Annotated in this window: 13 protein-coding genes; 7 read left to right on the forward strand and 6 right to left on the reverse strand. The window is 60.5% G+C overall.

Going from position 1 to position 17,927, the window contains the following annotated elements:
- Positions 1-116 precede the first annotated feature (116 nt).
- The 3 genes from AACY30_RS01355 to AACY30_RS01365 all read right to left on the reverse strand — a co-directional run bounded on the left by AACY30_RS01355 (position 117) and on the right by AACY30_RS01365 (position 6,230).
- Entirely contained in the window at positions 117-3,788 is a 3,672-nt protein-coding gene (locus tag AACY30_RS01355) for a translocation/assembly module TamB domain-containing protein (RefSeq protein ID WP_339467485.1), read from the reverse strand.
- The gene (locus AACY30_RS01360; RefSeq protein WP_339467487.1) at positions 3,788-5,515 is read right to left on the reverse strand and encodes an autotransporter assembly complex protein TamA; all 1,728 of its coding nucleotides are present in this window, start codon (positions 5,513-5,515) and stop codon (positions 3,788-3,790) included. Before AACY30_RS01360 ends, AACY30_RS01355 begins: the two co-directional genes overlap by 1 nt.
- Before the next feature lie 64 nt (positions 5,516-5,579).
- Positions 5,580-6,230: a GNAT family N-acetyltransferase gene (locus tag AACY30_RS01365; RefSeq protein ID WP_065873458.1), complete on the reverse strand. Its 651-nt coding sequence runs from the start codon at positions 6,228-6,230 to the stop codon at positions 5,580-5,582.
- Between the two features lie 169 nt (positions 6,231-6,399).
- Here AACY30_RS01365 and xthA point away from each other — a divergent pair, with 169 nt between their 5' ends.
- Both xthA and AACY30_RS01375 read left to right on the forward strand, forming a co-directional pair.
- Complete coding sequence (gene xthA / locus AACY30_RS01370) at positions 6,400-7,212, forward strand: exodeoxyribonuclease III (RefSeq protein ID WP_339417934.1); 813 nt, start codon at positions 6,400-6,402, stop codon at positions 7,210-7,212.
- A gap of 119 nt (positions 7,213-7,331) precedes the next feature.
- Positions 7,332-8,663, forward strand: a complete 1,332-nt coding sequence (locus AACY30_RS01375) for a phosphate ABC transporter substrate-binding/OmpA family protein (RefSeq protein ID WP_339539467.1) — start codon at positions 7,332-7,334, stop codon at positions 8,661-8,663.
- A 126-nt stretch (positions 8,664-8,789) separates the two neighbouring features.
- Here the strand turns inward: AACY30_RS01375 and AACY30_RS01380 are convergent, their stop codons facing one another.
- A complete protein-coding gene (locus AACY30_RS01380) occupies positions 8,790-10,019 on the reverse strand; it encodes an acyl-CoA dehydrogenase (protein WP_339417936.1) in 1,230 nt (409 codons plus the stop codon).
- Positions 10,020-10,171: 152 nt separating this feature from the next.
- Between AACY30_RS01380 and AACY30_RS01385 the strand changes: the two genes are divergently transcribed.
- From AACY30_RS01385 to AACY30_RS01395, 3 genes are all read left to right on the forward strand, one after another.
- Positions 10,172-11,107 (forward strand): LysR family transcriptional regulator, encoded by a 936-nt coding sequence (locus tag AACY30_RS01385; protein WP_339467492.1) that lies wholly within the window; start codon positions 10,172-10,174, stop codon positions 11,105-11,107.
- Positions 11,108-11,185: 78 nt separating this feature from the next.
- Positions 11,186-11,578 (forward strand): MerR family transcriptional regulator, encoded by a 393-nt coding sequence (locus AACY30_RS01390; RefSeq protein ID WP_049712613.1) that lies wholly within the window; start codon positions 11,186-11,188, stop codon positions 11,576-11,578.
- A 16-nt stretch (positions 11,579-11,594) separates the two neighbouring features.
- Positions 11,595-12,494 (forward strand): hydroxymethylglutaryl-CoA lyase, encoded by a 900-nt coding sequence (locus AACY30_RS01395; RefSeq protein ID WP_339467495.1) that lies wholly within the window; start codon positions 11,595-11,597, stop codon positions 12,492-12,494.
- A 614-nt stretch (positions 12,495-13,108) separates the two neighbouring features.
- Here the strand turns inward: AACY30_RS01395 and AACY30_RS01400 are convergent.
- A complete protein-coding gene (locus tag AACY30_RS01400) occupies positions 13,109-13,246 on the reverse strand; it encodes a hypothetical protein (protein WP_339467498.1) in 138 nt (45 codons plus the stop codon).
- 10 nt (positions 13,247-13,256) lie between these two features.
- Positions 13,257-14,891, reverse strand: a complete 1,635-nt coding sequence (locus tag AACY30_RS01405) for an AMP-binding protein (protein WP_339539469.1) — start codon at positions 14,889-14,891, stop codon at positions 13,257-13,259.
- 150 nt (positions 14,892-15,041) lie between these two features.
- Here AACY30_RS01405 and AACY30_RS01410 point away from each other — a divergent pair, with 150 nt between their 5' ends.
- Together AACY30_RS01410 and AACY30_RS01415 are read left to right on the forward strand one after the other, a co-directional pair.
- A complete protein-coding gene (locus AACY30_RS01410; RefSeq protein WP_339467502.1) occupies positions 15,042-16,205 on the forward strand; it encodes an isovaleryl-CoA dehydrogenase in 1,164 nt (387 codons plus the stop codon).
- Between the two features lie 110 nt (positions 16,206-16,315).
- Positions 16,316-17,920 (forward strand): carboxyl transferase domain-containing protein, encoded by a 1,605-nt coding sequence (locus AACY30_RS01415; protein ID WP_339539471.1) that lies wholly within the window; start codon positions 16,316-16,318, stop codon positions 17,918-17,920.
- Positions 17,921-17,927: the final 7 nt, after the last annotated feature.

Below are 17,927 nucleotides of genomic sequence, written 5' to 3' on the forward strand. Positions count from 1 at the left end.
TCAAATGGAATAGTTAGCTTGCTTGGTAATTTCACGATGAGCGGTTTGAAATGCAAACGGATGTGGCCGCTAGCGCCCGCATCTGTTTGCTCCCACAGCTTTGAATCGCGCCGGGGTCAGAAATCGCGTTTGTAGAAGATATCCAGCGAACTGGCCACACCACTCGCCACCTCCAGATACACCTTCTTGCTCAACAAATAGCGCAAGGCGATGGTGCTGGCCGGTTCGAATACCCCTACCCCGTAACGCAGGCTGAGCTTTTCGGTGATTTTGCCGCTGGCGACCACGGCGGTGTTGTTGCCGCTGCCCTGGGTATCCAGGTCGAAATCCTTGATGCCCAACTTGGTGGCAAGGTCCGAGGTCACCCCGGCACTGCCCATCAACCCCAGGCCCAACGCCGCCTGGGCAAGCATGTTGTTGTCTTCACCGGTGGAGCTCAGCGGACGGCCAAGCACCAGGTAGGACAGCGCCTGTTCCTGGCTCATGGCCGGTTCGGAGAAGATTTGCGTGGTGGGCTGCTCGGCGCTGCCGCTCAGGCGGATACCGGCGATCACATCGTCGGTCTTGCGGATCGCTTCGACATCGAGATACGGCTGGTCCAACGGACCGGCGAACAGCAGCCGTGCACGCCGCACATCGAGCCGCTGCCCGTAGGCGCGGTAGCGGCCGTCGTTGAGCCACAGCTCGCCACGGGTGTCGAGGTTGTCGCCGATGTGCACCTGGCCCTGCACTTTGGCGGTGAGGCCAAAGCCCGAGAAGTTGAGCTTGTCCTCACCCACCACCACGTTGATGTCCATGGCCATCGCCATCGGCGGCTTGCCCTCTTCGGTCTGGCTGCCCACGATCACGGTGTCATCCGAGACCTTCACGGTGGACGGTGGCAACTCGCGCACGATGATATCGCCACGCGGGATGTGCACGTTACCGGCCACGGCGAGCTTGTCATTCTTCAGGGTGATTTTCAGGTCGGGCGCCACTTCCAGCACGGCGTAAGGTTCAACCGTGACCGGCAACTGCGAGCCTTGCAGGCTGAGGTCCACCACCAGGGCCTTGCCCCAGTCTATCTGCCCTTTGAGGCTGCCCTGCCCGGCTTTGCCACTGCGCCAGCCGCCATTGAGCTGCACGCTTTCACCGGCGATCAGCGCCTGCACGTTCAGGCCTTCCAGGCTAATGGGCAGTTCAGGACCGGAAATCTCGCCGCCCACCAGGTTCACGCTGCCGTTGACCTGAGGTGCCAACAAGCCGCCGGAGATGCGCCCGTTGCCATTGAGCTTGCCGCTGAGGGTTTCCACCATCGGCACAAACGGCCGCGCCACCGCGAGGTCCAGGCCGGCAAGGGTGAACGTGCCCGTGATCGGTTTGCTCTTCGGCAACGGGTTGATCTGCGCTTGCAACATCAGCTCGCCGAGCTTGCCGCCACGGAAGTTCAGCTGGGTGTCGATACGCTTGGGGTTGAGCGTGGTTTCCAGCTTCAGCGTGTCATAGGGGAAATCCAGCCACTGGTCCTTGTCCTTGACGCGCAAGGTGCCGCCGCTGGCGTCCACCGAGACCACGCCTTTGGGGCCGCTGTCCGGCAGATCGAGCTGCAGGTCGGCGTTGAGCTTGCCCTTCCAGGCGAAATCCTTGGGCAAAAACGCCGCCAGGCTGTCGATGGGAAATTGCTTGAGGTGGTAGCGCAGCTTTGGCTCGGGCATCAGCCGCTGGTCTTCGCCGCACAGGCTGGCGGGGCCGGAGACCCAACAGTGTGCGGCAAACGTCAGCTTGCCATCGGCCATGCGTTCGATCTTCGCCGGTGCTTGCAGCTTCCAGTCCTGGCCGCCCGCTTGCACATCACCACTGGCGAGGCGCCCGCGCCAATTGCCTTTGTCGAGGTTGCCATCCAACGCCAGGGCCAGCTTGACCAAGGGGCCGGCCAGGTCCAGTTGGACCTTTTGGTTCTTGATATCGCCCCGGGCGCTGGCTGTCAGGGTGCCGACCTGGGTGTCACCGCTCTGAATGCCGCTGCCTTTGAGGTCGATCCTGGCGCGCTGGGCGCTATCGAGGCTGGCGTCGAGGGTAAGGCTTTGCAGGCGATTGTCGGCGAGCGCCAATTGCTGGCCTTTGAGGGCGAGCTTGCCTTGGGGGGCCTTGAGGCTACCGGCCACGTCGAGTCGGCCATTAACCTGCCCGCGCAACTGCGGCCACAGCTGGGCCAGGCGCGCCAGCTTGATATCGATCTGCCCAGCCAGGCGTTGTTGCAGGCTGCCGCTGCCGTTGATGCGGTTGTCGCCCAGGCGGATATCCACGTTGGCCAGGGTCCACTGCTCGCCCGCGCCTTCAGCCTTGGCCGCCAGCACGGCAGTTTGCCCGCGCAGGCGGCCCTTGAGGTCAAGGTCGGCATTCAGCTTGAGCTGCTCGTTCTTGAACTCGCCCTTGCTGCGCAGGGGGCCGGCCAAAGTGCCGGGCAGTTCAGCAACCCAGTACGCCGGATTCAGGGCCGACAGGTCCAGCGCGGTGTCCCAGGCGATGCCGTCGGCGAATTGCAGGTTCAAGTGGCCTTCGGCCTTGCCTTGGCCGGCGGTGAGTTTCAGCTCGGGCAGGAACACTTGCTTGAGGTCGCCACTGAACGGCGTGACCACATTGAACTTGCCCGCCGGGCCGTCGAGGTCGGCCTTGAGGTTGCCCAGGTAGTTACCGTCTTTGTAGGAAACTTCACCATTAAACGTACGCAATACGACTTGCGGCTCGTCGACAACCGGATAGAGGCGATGCCAGGGGAAGTCCAGCCAATCGATATTGGCGTCGGCGCTGAAACCTTGCTGCCAATCCAGTTGGGCCGTCAGCTTAAGGCTTTGCTTGTCTCCGGCATTCAGGTCCAGGCCGTCGATCTGCGCGCCCTTGGCGTCAACCCGGCCTTGCAGCAGCACATCCACCGGGCCTTTTTCCGCAGGGAGCACGGCCTTGCCCAACAATTGGTAGCCGCGCTTCAAGTCACCTTTGGCGGTGAGGTCGAGTGTGTTGAGTTGCAAGGTGTCCGGCAGATCGGCGCTGGGCTTGAAACTGTCGGCGGTGATGTGCAATTGGGCCGGGAGGTTTTCTGCCAAGGGTTGCAGTTCGCCAGTGAGCTTGGCTGGCAAATAGCCGCTGCTGTCTGCATCCAGCGTGAGAGTCTTTAACAAATCGCCATCGATCTTCAACGCCACCTTCCAAGGTGCGCCGCCTGGCGCATACGGCAGGCTTACATTCCCAGTGGCGCTCAGCGGCCAATCGCCGGTGGGTTGCAGCAAGCCGGCCAGGTCCAGTACCAAGTCGTCCCGTTGCAGGTGCACGGCGTCGATTTGCAGACCGGCAGCCGTCCAATGCGCCGCCAATTGCAGGCCCCTGAGTTCTTCGCTGCCGTTGAACAGCAGGCTACCGACGCGAACGTCGCCCAACTGGATGGCTACGGGCAGTTTCAGGTCGGGTAACTGGATCGGGCCGCTGCTTTCCTCAGTGCCCGGCGGAAATTGCAGGCTGACCTGATCCACGTCCAACCGATTAATGCACAAGGTCATGCGCAACAGGCAGGCGGGCGACCAATCCACCGTCGGCGCCTGGAGTTCGACGCGGCTGCTGTCTTGTTGCCACAGCAGATGGTCGGCGCTCCACTGGCCGCCCAAATGCCCCTGGAAATGCTCTACGCTCAACCCCGGTACGCGGGCCAATGCCCAGCGGCTGCCGGCCTGGGTGCCGAGTAACGCCCACAGCGCCAATAACAGCACGGCAAGGATGGCAAGCACGGCCAGCCCCGCTATTTTCACACCACGCATCACAGCTCAGGCCCCATGGAAAAGTGCAATCGAACGCCGCCCGGATCTTCGAGGGCATGGGCCAGGTCAAGGCGGATCGGGCCGACCGGCGAGACCCAGCGGATACCGACGCCGACGCCGGTTTTCAGGCTGGGCAGGTCCAGGGAATTGAACGAGTTGCCCTGGTCGATAAACGTCGCGATCCGCCATTTCTCGGCGATGGAATATTGATACTCGGCGCTGAGGGCAACCATGTAGCGGCCACCGATGCGGTCGCCGCGGTCGTTCTCGGGCGACAGCGTCTGGTACTCATAACCGCGCACGCTCTGGTCACCACCGGCAAAAAAGCGCAACGACGGCGGCACCGATTTGTAACCGTTGGTGGCACTGCCGCCGACCTGGGCGCGGGCGAGAAAGCGGTGGTTGTCCCACAAGGTGGTCAGGCCCTTGACCATGGCCGTGCCGTAAAGCAGGTTGGTGTCGGAGCCCAAGCCCTCTTTGGCGACCTTGGTGTCGAATTGCAGACGATAGCCGTGGTGCGGGTCGATGCGGTTGTCGCTGCGCAGGTAGGCGTAGCTGATACCCGGCATCACCAGGTTGCTCAAGCCGGAGTCGTTGCCCAGGCGATACTCTTCGCGCTGATACTTGAGCGAGATTACTCGGGTCCAACCGCTGGGCAACTTGCTATGCCATTCTGGGCCGAGGGTGAGCAATTTACTCACGGTGTCGGTGTTGGCGAGTTCTTCGTTCTGATAGCCACCGGAGAAGCGCAGTTTGTCGGTGAGCGGGGGGTCGAGCGGAATGTCGTACCACAGGCCGACGTTCTGCCGCGGTGCCGACAGCTCGGCTTCCCAGCCATAGCTATGGCCTTGGGGGTTGACCCAGTGACGGGTCCAGTTGGCTTTGCCGCGCGGGCCAACGTCGGTCGAAAAGCCCAAACCCAGGCCCATGGTCCGCGGCTTGCGGGTTTCCAGACGCACGGCCACCGGGATGATGTCATTCGTCGAGGCGGCCGGCGCAGCGTCCACGCGCACGCCTTCGAAAAAACCACTGGCTTGTAGATTCTGGTTGAGTTCGGCGATCAATTCGGAATCGTAGGGCGTACCGCTTTTGAACGGCACCATGCGTTGCAGCAGCTCTTCGTCAAACGGCGTGTCGCCGGCAAAGCTCACCTTGCCCAAGGTGTAGCGCGGGCCGCTGTCATAGATGAGTTCGATATCGGCGACGCCCGCCTGCGGGTCCACCAACAGTTTCTGTTTGGTAAAACGCCCGCTGAAGAAGCCGTAGCGCGAGGCCTGGTTCTGGATCAGCCGCTTGGCGTCTTCGTAATGACCGTGGTTGAGCACGGCGCCGGATTTGAGGTCGTCGCTGACGGGCACGCGAAAAGCTTTGAGGTCTGCGGCTTGGCCGTCGACCCGTAGGGTCACGTCTCGCAAATGCACCGGCTCGCCGGGCTCGATGGTGAGGATCAGGCGCGGGTTCTTGCCGTCCTTCACATCACTTTCGATCTTTGGCTGATAGAAGCCCAGGGCCTGGGCTGCTTTACGCGCCTGCTCCTCGGCGCCACGGCTGAACCGCAGCAAGGCCTCTTCATCACGATCGCCCACCCCGCCGATGTAGCCTTCGATGTTGGCTTTCAACGCATCGTTTGAGGGATTGATCCGCACGTCCAATTCGCTTTGCGCCAACGCGCCGCAGCTTGTGAACAGCAGAATCAAGCCGCTGGTAAATCTTCCTGGAAACTTCATAGGCGCGGATGCTACACGAGCTGGAGAGCACTTTAGAACTCGGAAAATTCTGAAAAATTCTGCATCAAGCCGTTGCAGCATGTGACGACTGCGGGTTGGGATGAAAAAACACGTGCTCCACGACAGGTCCTACAGCGACTTCACCGATCTCTTCATACCCCTGGCGCTTGTAGAAATCCAGGTAGCGAGAATTGCCGGTGTCCAGCACCACACCGGACGAGTGCGGGTCGTCGGCACACCAGTTGTGCACCGCTTCCAGCAACTGCTCGCCGTAGTGTTTGCCCTGGAATTGCGGGTGAATACCCAGCAGCGGCAGCACGTGTACCGACTCACTTGGCAGGCACGCCAGCACCGCATGGTGGTAGTCGAGGTAACGCCGCGTGCCGCGCACGCCGGTGCTCAGCCACATGCGGATTTGCCAGGCCCAGCTTTCGGTAATCCCCAGGCGCCGCTGCGGGGGGGCGATCAGGGCGATGCCGATGAGCCGGTCATTGACGAATAGGCCGATGGCCGGAAGCTTCTGGAAGAAATGCTGCTTGACCAGTTCGCGCACGGTGGCGCGCACTCGCTGCTCATAACCTGAACGTTCCGCTTCAAAGATATAGGCAAACGTTGGCTCATGCCGGTAGGCCTGGTACAGCAGGGAACGGGCCTCGCGGGAGTAGCCGCTGTTGAGCAAGCGGATTTCGCCAATGGCGGTCGAAGTGTCTGGCATACCGTGAATCTCCCTGGGCACCGCTCAGAAGGCGGCGTTCTTATGGGTACGAACCCACGCAGCACGAGTCGTTCCCAGACATTAGCAGCGCAACTGCCCTACCGCCACGCTGGCCCCCGTCCGACTTGTCGGCTAGCATCGCCCTTTTGCCAGGACTGGACTGCCGACCATGAAAATCGTCTCCTTCAATATCAACGGGCTGCGCGCCCGTCCTCATCAGCTGGCGGCGCTGATCGAGAAGCACCAGCCGGATGTGATCGGCCTGCAGGAAACCAAAGTCCACGACGACCAGTTCCCGTTGGCCGAAGTACAGGCCCTTGGCTATCATGTGTACTACCATGGGCAAAAAGGCCATTACGGTGTGGCTCTGCTCTCGCGCCTGCCGGCGTTGAGCCTGCACAAGGGTTTTGCCACCGACGAAGAAGACGCCCAGCGCCGGTTTATCTGGGGCACCTTCGCCGACGAAAACGGCCAACCGGTCACCATCATGAATGGCTATTTCCCCCAGGGCGAAAGCCGCGACCACCCGACCAAGTTCCCGGCCAAGCAGCGCTTCTATGAAGACCTGCAACAGTTGCTGGAAAGCCAGTTCAGCAATGACCAGGCGCTGGTAGTGATGGGCGACGTGAATATTTCCCCGGAAGACTGCGACATCGGCATCGGCGCCGACAACGCCAAGCGCTGGCTCAAGACGGGCAAGTGCAGCTTCCTGCCCGAAGAACGCGAATGGATGGCCCGCCTCAAGAACTGGGGCCTGGTGGACAGCTTCCGCCACCTCAACCCGGACGTGGCCGACCGCTTCAGTTGGTTCGACTACCGCAGCCGTGGGTTTGAAGATGAGCCTAAGCGCGGGCTGCGGATCGACGTGATCCTGGCGTCCAATGGCTTGCTGCCAAGGGTCAAGGATGCGGGCGTAGATTATGATCTGCGCGGGCTGGAGAAGCCGTCTGACCATGCGCCGATCTGGCTTGAATTGAGCTGACAACATCGTCCAATGTGGGAGCTGGCTCCCACAATTGGATCCATGGCTTATCAGTCACATTGTTGAAACCTGCCTGACTTATTCTCGCGGCACTCCCTTTGGCTTAAGAAGGTGCCGGCATGATGCTGCGCGTTCTGTTTCTGCTGGCGCTCTTTCCTCTCTACGCTGTTTCCGCCCCCCTACCCGCTCCCGATCAAGGCCCTGCATTACGCATCCAGGGTTCCAATACCATTGGCGCGGCGCTGGGGCCGGCGTTGGTCAAGGGATTGATGGAACATCAGGGCCTGCAGGCCGTGCGCATTGAACCGGCGCAAGGTGCCAATGAACAGCGCGTGACCGGCAAGACGCGCCTAGGCAAGACCGTGTCGATCGAGGTCGCTGCCCACGGCTCCAGCACCGGTTTCATGGCGCTGAAAAAAGCCACGGCCGACCTGGCGGCCTCGTCTCGTCCGATCAAGGACAGTGAACTGGTCGACCTCGACCCCCTCGGCGACCTGAAAAGCCCCGACGCCGAACAGGTGATCGCCATCGACGGCCTGGCCATCATCCTCAACCCGCGAAACCCGTTGAACGCCTTGAATACCGAGCAACTGGCGCAGATCTTCAATGGCGAAATCAGCACGTGGGAAGCATTAGGTGGGGTCGGCGGGCCGATTCATTTGTATGCGCGCGATGATCAGTCCGGCACCTACGACACCTTCAAGGAACTGGTGCTTCGCTTGCGTGGCAAGCCGCTCGCCGCAGGTGCCAAACGTTTCGAGTCCAGCGAACAGCTGTCCGACGCGGTCAGCCAGGACCCGCAGGGCATCGGTTTTATCGGCCTGCCCTACGTGCGTCAGGCCAAGGCAGTGGCGATTGTGGATGGCGACTCGCAACCCATGTTGCCGCTCAACAGCCTGATTGCCACCGAGGATTACCCGCTGTCGCGCCGGCTGTTTTTCTACCTGCCGCCATCGGGGCGCAACCCATGGGCCAAGGCACTGGTGGACTTCACCCAGAGCAGCAAGGGCCAGGCGATTGTCGCGGCCAACGGGTTTATCGCGCAGCAGGTACAGGCGATCGCCGTCGAGCCGCGCGCGTCGATGCTCGAGGACTATCAAGCCATCGCGCGTGACGCTCAGCGTTTGACCGTGAATTTTCGCTTCGAAGAAGGCAGTGCCAGCCTGGACAACAAAGCGCGCCAGGATTTGCAGCGGGTGGTGGCGTACCTGAAAAGTCACAACAAGCTGGATAAGCAGGTGACATTGGTGGGGTTTGGTGATGTCAAGAATGACCCGCAACGGGCGGCGTTGTTGTCTAAGTTGAGGGCGATGGCGGTGCGTCGGGAGCTGGTGAGGAACGGTGTGATACTGCGCGATATTCGTGGGTTTGGGGCGCAGATGCCGGTGGCGGCGAATACGGCGGATGAAGGCAGGATCAAGAATCGGCGGGTGGAGGTTTGGGTGTATTGAGATCTAAGTCTTGTGGTGTTTTGACTGGCCGCCTCGCGAGCAAGCCCCACATTCGACCGCATTCTTACTGAAGATATGCGGTCAACTCTGGGAGCGGGCTTGCTCGCGAATGCAGGCGACGCGGTCTTATTGACCGCCGCGCATCAGTTCTTTAGGCACATATTTGCCAATCTCAAACTTGCCAATCGCGGCGCGGTGCACTTCATCCGGCCCATCCGCCAACCGCAGCGTACGTTGCATGGCGTACATATAGGCCAGCGGGAAGTCGTTGGAGACGCCCGCGCCGCCGTGGATCTGGATCGCACGGTCAATCACCTTCAAGGCCACATTTGGTGCGACCACTTTGATCTGGGCGATTTCACTTTTCGCGACCTTGTTGCCCACGGTATCCATCATGTACGCCGCCTTCAAGGTCAGCAGGCGCGCCATGTCGATCTCCATGCGTGAGTCGGCGATCTTGTCGATATTGCCGCCCAAACGGGCCAGCGGCTTGCCGAACGCGGTACGGCTGACGGAGCGTTTGCACATCAATTCCAGTGCACGCTCAGCCATGCCGACGGAGCGCATGCAGTGGTGGATACGGCCTGGGCCCAAGCGGCCCTGGGCAATCTCAAAACCACGGCCTTCGCCGAGCAGCACGTTTTCATAGGGCACGCGCACATTGTCGAACAGCACTTCAGCATGCCCATGGGGCGCGTCGTCGTAGCCGAACACGGGCAGCGGGCGCACGATCTTCACGCCGGGGGTGTCCACCGGTACCAGGATCATCGAGTGTTGCTGATGGCGCGGCGCATCCGGGTTGCTCAGGCCCATGAAGATCAGGATTTTACAGCGCGGGTCGCAGGCGCCGGAGGTCCACCATTTCTTGCCATTGATCACCCATTCGTCGCCCTGGCGCTCGGCGCGGGCAGCCATGTTGGTGGCGTCCGAAGACGCTACGTCCGGTTCGGTCATGGCGAAGGCTGAGCGGATTTCACCGCGCAGCAGCGGCGCCAACCAGCGTTGTTTTTGCTCTTCGTTGGCGTAGCGCACCAACACTTCCATATTGCCGGTATCGGGAGCGGAGCAGTTGAACGGCTCTGGACCCAACAGTGAGCGACCCATGATTTCGGCCAGCGGCGCGTATTCAAGGTTGGTGAGGCCAGCGCCCAGTTCGGATTCCGGCAGGAACAGGTTCCACAGGCCTTCGGCTTTAGCGCGGGCTTTCAACTCTTCCATGATTGCGGTGGGCTGCCAGCGATCACCTTCGCTGACCTGGCGTTCGAACACCGGCTCGGCCGGATAAACGTAAGCATCCATAAATGCAGTGACGCGTTCACGCAGTTCCTGAACCTTGGGCGAATAGGCGAAATCCATGAGCAGCTCCCTTCTCTGAGAGGTTGTTTAGGTCATGCAATCGATGCTAGAACAGCGTTGATAATTTACCTAGCCTATTCTCGGCGTGTATTAACATTCATCACCGATATATGATCGGCCTATCGGCACCCTAACAATAAGAGCGCAACCCAATGAATCTGAGCAAGGTCGACCTCAACCTGTTTATCGTTTTTGACGCGATCTACACCGAAGCCAACCTGACCCGCGCCGGGCAGATTGTCGGCATCACCCAACCGGCGGTGTCCAACGCTCTGGCACGCCTGCGCGAGACCTTCAACGACCCGCTGTTCGTGCGTACGGCTCAAGGCATGGTGCCCACGCCGATGGCGCAGAACATCATCGGCCCCGTGCGTAATGCCCTGTCGTTGCTGCGGGTGTCAGTGCAGGAAAGCCGGATTTTCAACCCGCAGCAGGCGGCCAAGACCTACCGCATCAGCATGACCGACCTCACCGAGGCAGTGATTCTGCCGCCGCTGTTCCAGCGCTTGCGCCGCTTGGCGCCGACGGTGGTGATCGAGAGCTTCCTGTCCAAACGCCGCGAGACCACCAAGGAATTGGCCGCCGGGCGCCTGGACTTTGCGGTGGATGCGCCGCTCAACACCGACCCACAGGTGCGCCACGTCAAGCTGATGGAAGACCGCTATGTGTGCGCTATGCGCAAGGGTCATCCCATGGCTGGCAAAGACAAGCTGACACTGGATGACTACCTGACGCTGACCCACATCCATATCTCCAGCCGTCGCAACGGCTTGGGGCACGTTGACCTGGCACTGGGCAAAATGGGCATCCAGCGAAAGATCGCGCTGCGCTCCCAGCACTACCTGATGGCCTCGCAAGTGCTGCAGCAGACCGACATGGTCATGACCGTGCCAGAACGCTTCGCTCGACGCCACGAACTGCACTGGTTCAACCTGCCGGTCAACGATGTGCCGCCAGTCGAAACCCACCTGTACTGGCACGAAAGCACTGACCAGGACCCTGCCAATCGATGGATGCGTGAGCAAATGATCGAGTTGTGTCAGCAGGTGACGGCCCATGAAAAAAAACTGGACGGCAAACAACCCTGACGGTAGTGAGCGCGATCCTTGACGTTAACGTCAAGCAGCCATTAGCTTAGCGCCCAAGACATCTTCTCGGGCACATCCATGAGCACGACCTACAGCATCTCCGACCTCGCCCGCGAGCTCGACATCACCACACGCGCCATTCGCTTCTACGAAGAACAAGGCCTGCTGGCCCCGGAACGCCGGGGCCAGGAGCGCATCTACTCGGCGCGCGACAAGGTCAGCCTCAAGCTGATACTGCGTGGCAAGCGCATCGGTTTCTCCCTGGCCGAATGCCGCGAGCTGATCGAGCTCTACGACCCCTCCGGCGGCAACCACATCCAACTCAACAGCATGCTGGCCAAGATCGCCGAGCGCCGTGAACAGTTGGAACAGCAACTGCTGGATATCGAACAAATGAAGCTGGAGCTGGACACCGCGGAAGAGCGCTGCACCCAGGCCCTGGCCCACACCATGAGCCAAGCTGGCCATTGATCAGAAGGTAACTGCCATGTCCCTCCCCTCACACGTACGCCTGGTGGAAGTCGGCCCGCGCGACGGTTTGCAGAACGAAGCCCACCCCATCAGCGTGGCGGACAAAGTTCAACTGGTGGACGCCCTCAGTGCCGCGGGCTTGAGCTACATCGAAGTCGGCAGTTTTGTATCGCCCAAATGGGTGCCGCAGATGGCTGGTTCTGCCGAGGTGTTTGCACAGATTCAGCGTAAAGCTGGCGTGACCTATGGTGCCCTGGCGCCTAACCTGCGGGGTTTTGAGGACGCGTTGGCGGCCGGCGTTAAGGAAGTAGCGGTGTTTGCGGCGGCGTCCGAGGCGTTCTCCCAGCGCAATATCAACTGCTCCATCAACGAAAGCCTGGAACGCTTCGCGCCGATCATGGCCGCGGCCAAGCAACATGGGATCAGCGTGCGTGGTTATGTGTCGTGCGTGCTGGGTTGCCCGTATGAGGGCCAGATCGCGCCGGAACAGGTGGCGATGGTCGCGCGCGAGTTGTATGCCATGGGCTGCTATGAAGTGTCCCTGGGCGACACCATTGGCACCGGCACGGCGGGCGCGACGCGGCGACTGTTCGAGGTGGTCGGCGCCCACGTGCCACGAGAAAAGTTGGCCGGGCACTTCCATGACACCTATGGCCAGGCCGTTGCGAATATCTACGCCAGCCTGTTGGAAGGAATCACAGTGTTCGACAGCTCAATCGCGGGCCTTGGCGGTTGCCCGTATGCCAAAGGCGCCAGCGGTAACGTTGCTACCGAAGATGTGGTGTACCTGCTCAACGGCTTGGGCATCGAAACCGGTATCGACCTGGAGGCGTTGATTCGTGCGGGCCAGCAGATCAGCAACGTGCTGGGCCGACCGACAGGGTCGCGTGTGGCCAAGGCGCTCAACGCCGGTTGAGTAGCGTAGCCGTGACAATGTGTTACCGCACACCTACACATCGAGTAACACGGAAACATATTTCGGCGTGATTGCCGTAGGCCAACCCCTACATAAAAATCAAGCCATTGATTTTAAAGGAAATTATAAAGTTGGCACGGCTTCTGCTATCTCTATGGCATAACAAGAATAAAAAGCGCCAAACCTAATAAAAATAAGACGAAACGACTCTGACATAACAAAAACAACACGGCAGAGACGCAGCTAACAGATTTTTTTGGAGAAGATGTGCTTCGCAGGGTACGGCGTGCCGAAACCCGCAACCGGTTAGAGAAAAATAAAACTACCTCAGGTAGCTACCCACTGGTTGGATCGATAACGAAGAAGCAGGTCAGCGCTCAAAAAAATACGTTTGCTCTTGACTCCGAATGGGGGTCGCCAAAAACAGCGGTAAAGGGTAACGGTTACCAAAAACAACAATAGACCGCCCCTCAATAATAAAAAAAGAGCACGCAACGACAAATTAAAGGGGACCCTCGGGTCCCCTTTGTGCTTTCTGCACCGTGCGATTACAGGGCGGTCCCACCTGAGGCCGCGACGTTGTTGAACACCCGCCGCGTCAAGGTGTGCAGCGCTCATTGTGCCAGCGCCCGCCGCTCAGCCCCTAGCTGCTTGAGTTCGCGCTCGTAAAACGCGCTTTGCATCGCGCCATTCACCAGGATTTGATCCCTGCGCATACTCAACAGGCGCGCGAACCGGTAAGCAGTAGACATGCACCACGCTTCAGGCGTCGTCGCGCAACTCCTCGATGCTGATCTCGCGCATGCGGAATTTCTGAACCTTGCCCGTGACCGTCATTGGAAACTCCTCCACGATCTTGAAATGCTTGGGCGTCTTGAAATGCGCGATTCGCCCCTTGCACCAGGTGTGCAGCTCCAATTCATTGGCCACATGGCCTGGATGAAACTTGACCCAGGCGACGATGGCTTCACCGAAGCGTTCATCCGGAATGCCGATCACCTGCACATCCGCCACTGCCGGATGGGTGAAGAAAAACTCCTCCAACTCGCGCGGGTATACGTTCTCGCCACCGCGAATGATCATGTCCTTGTTGCGCCCCGCGATGCATACATAACCCTGGGCGTCCATGCTCGCCAAGTCGCCGGTGTGCATCCAGCCGGCGTCATCGATGGCCTCGCGGGTGGCATCGGGGTTATTCCAGTAGCCGAGCATCACGCTGTAGCCACGGGTGCATAACTCGCCGATTTCACCACGTACGACGGTATTGCCGTCAGCGTCGATGATCTTGTTTTCCAGCTGCGGCTGGGTGCGGCCGACCGTGGTGACGCGACGTTCCAGGTCATCATCCGCGCCGGTTTGTAGGGACACCGGGCTGGTTTCGGTCATGCCGTAGGCAATCTGCACCTCACTCATGTGCATCTCGTTGATAACCCGGCGCATCACTTCGATAGGGCACGTCGCACCGGCCATGATGCCGGTGCGCAAGGTAGACAGGTCGAAGTCGCCGAGACGTGGGTGATCGAGCATGGCGATAAACATGGTCGGCACGCCGTACAGGCCGGTGGCGCGCTCTTCGGCGACGGCAGTGAGGGTCAGCAGCGGGTCGAAGCCGTCATTGGGGTAAATCATGGTGGTGGCGTGGGTGATGCAGCCCAGGTTGCCCATCACCATGCCAAAGCAGTGATACAGCGGCACCGGGATCACCAGGCGATCCTGCGCGGTCAAACCCAGGCTTTCACCGACCATGTAGCCGTTATTGAGAATGTTGTGATGACTGAGGGTCGCGCCCTTGGGGAAGCCGGTGGTGCCGGAGGTGTACTGGATATTCACGGCTTGGTCGAAGTGCAGGCTGGCCTGGCGGTTGTGTAACTGTTCGGGCGCAATGCCAGCGCCGAGCGCGGCCAACTGCGACCAGGGCAGGAATCCCGTGGGCGGACTGGGGTCGAGGCTGATCATGCCGCGCAGCTCGGGCTTCAATTCATGGAGCATCGCGTGGTAATCGGACGTCTTGAACGACCCGGCGCATACCAGCCACTGGCAACCGGACTGCTTGAGCACGTACTCCAATTCACTGCTGCGGTACGCCGGATTGATATTGACCAGGATCACACCCAGCTTGGCACTGGCGATCTGGCTGATACACCACTCGGCGCAATTGGGTGCCCAGATACCCAGGCGATCACCGATCTGCATGCCCAGCGCGAGGAATGCGCGGGCATGTAAATCCACGGCCTGCGCCAGTTGCTGCCAGGTGTAGCGCTGCTGTTGATGGCGCACCACCAGCGCCTCGCCATCGGGAAACTGTGCAACGGTGCGATCAAAGGCCTGGCCAATCGTCATGGCCAGCAAGGTCTTGTCCTGAACGCCACGGCTGTAGCTCTGATTCGATTGATCCATAACGACCCCTGTTGTCTTTTTTGTAGGTTGACGTAAACGTAAACTACGATTGACAGCGCCTTAACGCAAGCTTACGTTAACGTAAAGGTGAACGCCCTCCCCTGGCGCGCCATCCACACAAAAACAACGCTCACATTAAGGTGCCCGTCCATGAGTTACCCGTCCCTGAACTTCGCTCTCGGTGAAACCATCGACATGCTGCGTGACCAGGTGCAGTCGTTCGTGGGCAAGGAAATCGCGCCCCGTGCGGCACAGATCGATATCGACAACCTGTTCCCAGCGGACCTGTGGTGCAAGTTCGGCGACATGGGCCTGTTAGGCATTACTGTGCCAGAAGAGTACGGCGGCGCCGGCCTGGGTTACCTGGCGCACGTGGTGGCCATGGAAGAAATCAGCCGCGGTTCGGCGTCGGTGGCCTTGTCCTATGGCGCGCACTCCAACCTGTGCGTAAACCAGATCAACCGCAACGGCAACCACGAACAGAAACTCAAGTACCTGCCCAAACTCATCAGCGGCGAACACGTCGGCGCGTTAGCCATGAGCGAGCCGAACGCCGGTTCCGATGTGGTCTCGATGAAACTGCGCGCGGATAAGCGCGGCGATCATTACGTGCTCAACGGCAGCAAGACCTGGATCACCAACGGCCCTGACGCCAGCACCTACGTGATCTACGCTAAGACCGACCTGGAAAAAGGTGCCCACGGCATCACCGCGTTTATCGTCGAGCGCGACTGGAAAGGCTTCAGCCGCAGCAACAAGTTCGACAAGCTAGGCATGCGCGGCTCCAACACCTGCGAACTGTTTTTCGATGACGTCGAAGTGCCCGAAGAAAACATCCTCGGTGTACTCAATGGCGGCGTGAAAGTGCTGATGAGCGGCCTGGACTACGAACGCGTGGTGCTCTCCGGTGGTCCCACCGGGATCATGCAGGCCTGCATGGACCTGATCGTGCCCTACATCCACGACCGCAAGCAGTTCGGCCAGAGCATCGGCGAATTCCAGCTGATCCAGGGCAAGGTCGCCGACATGTACACCCAACTCAACGCCAGCCGCGCCTATCTCTACGCGGTGGCCCAGGCCTGCGAACGTGGCGAAACCACGCGCAAGGATGCGGCTGGGGTGATCCTCTACAGCGCCGAACGCGCCACACAAATGGCCCTCGATGCGATCCAGATTCTCGGTGGCAACGGCTACATCAACGAATTCCCTGCCGGGCGCCTGCTGCGCGATGCCAAGCTGTACGAAATCGGCGCCGGCACCAGTGAGATCCGCCGGATGCTGATCGGCCGCGAACTCTTTAACGAGACGAAATGAATTTCGTCAGCCGCAAGTGCCAAGCTTCAAGCTGCAAGAGGACCGCGTTTACTTGCAGCTTGTGGCTGACAGCTTGCAGTTCGTAGCTCGCAACGCCTACGGAGTAAGCCATGCTTTTACACACCCAGCTCAACCCACGCTCGGCGGAGTTTGCCGCCAACAGCGCGGCGATGCGCCAACAGGTCGACGCCCTGCACAGCCTGCTCGCCCATGTGCAGCAAGGCGGCGGCGCCAAGGCTCAGGAACGGCACACGTCGCGCGGCAAATTGCTGCCACGCGAGCGCATCAACCGCCTTCTCGACCCAGGCTCGCCGTTTCTCGAACTCAGCCAATTGGCCGCTTATCAGGTGTATGGCGAAGATGTGCCCGCCGCTGGCGTAATTGCCGGGATCGGCCGCGTGGAGGGCGTCGAATGCATGATTGTCGCCAACGATGCCACCGTAAAAGGCGGCTCCTACTACCCCCTGACTGTAAAAAAGCACCTGCGCGCGCAAACCATCGCCGAGCAGAATCGCCTGCCGTGCATTTACCTGGTGGACTCCGGTGGCGCCAACCTGCCACGTCAGGATGAAGTGTTTCCGGACCGCGAGCACTTCGGGCGGATCTTCTTCAACCAAGCCAATATGAGCGGCCAAGGCATCCCGCAGATTGCCGTGGTAATGGGCTCATGCACCGCCGGCGGTGCTTATGTGCCGGCGATGGCGGACGAGGCAATCATGGTGCGCAACCAGGCGACGATATTCCTCGCCGGACCGCCTTTGGTGAAGGCTGCCACCGGTGAAGTAGTCAGCGCCGAAGACCTCGGCGGTGCCGATGTTCACTGCAAGATCTCTGGCGTGGCCGACCACTACGCCGACAGCGATGAACACGCCCTGGCGCTGGCCCGGCGCAGCGTGGCCAACCTCAACTGGCGCAAGCAGGGCGAACTGTTGCAGCGCACGCCCGTAGCACCGCTGTACAGCTGCGAAGAGCTTTACGGTGTGATCCCGGCCGACGCCAAGCAGCCCTTTGACGTACGCGAAGTGATCGCACGGCTGGTCGACGGCTCGGTGTTCGATGAGTTCAAAGCACTGTTCGGTACCACGCTGGTGTGCGGCTTTGCGCACCTGCACGGCTACCCGATGGCGATACTGGCCAACAACGGGATTCTGTTTGCCGAGGCGGCGCAAAAAGGCGCGCACTTTATCGAGTTGGCCTGTCAGCGCGGCATTCCCCTGCTGTTCCTGCAGAACATCACCGGCTTTATGGTCGGGCAGAAATACGAAGCTGGTGGCATTGCCAAACACGGCGCCAAGCTGGTCACCGCAGTGGCCTGCGCCAAGGTGCCGAAGTTCACGGTGATCATCGGTGGCAGCTTTGGTGCCGGTAACTATGGCATGTGCGGCCGTGCCTATGACCCGCGTTTCTTGTGGATGTGGCCGAACGCACGCATCGGCGTGATGGGGGCCGAACAGGCGGCCGGCGTGCTGGTGCAGGTAAAACGTGAGCAGGCTGAACGCGCGGGCGTTGGTTTCAGCGCCGAAGAAGAAGCCGCGATCAAGCAGCCACTCCTCGACCAGTACGAAACCCAGGGCCACCCCTACTATTCCAGCGCGCGCCTGTGGGACGACGGTGTCATCGACCCGTTGCAGACCCGTGACGTGCTGGCCCTGGCCTTGTCCGCCTCGCTGAACGCCCCCATCGAGCCGAGCCGCTTCGGCGTGTTCCGCATGTAAATGGAGC

Origin of the sequence: Pseudomonas sp. RA_5y_Pfl1_P24, from assembly GCF_963970945.1 — a bacterium.
Taxonomy (GTDB): domain Bacteria; phylum Pseudomonadota; class Gammaproteobacteria; order Pseudomonadales; family Pseudomonadaceae; genus Aquipseudomonas; species Aquipseudomonas tritici.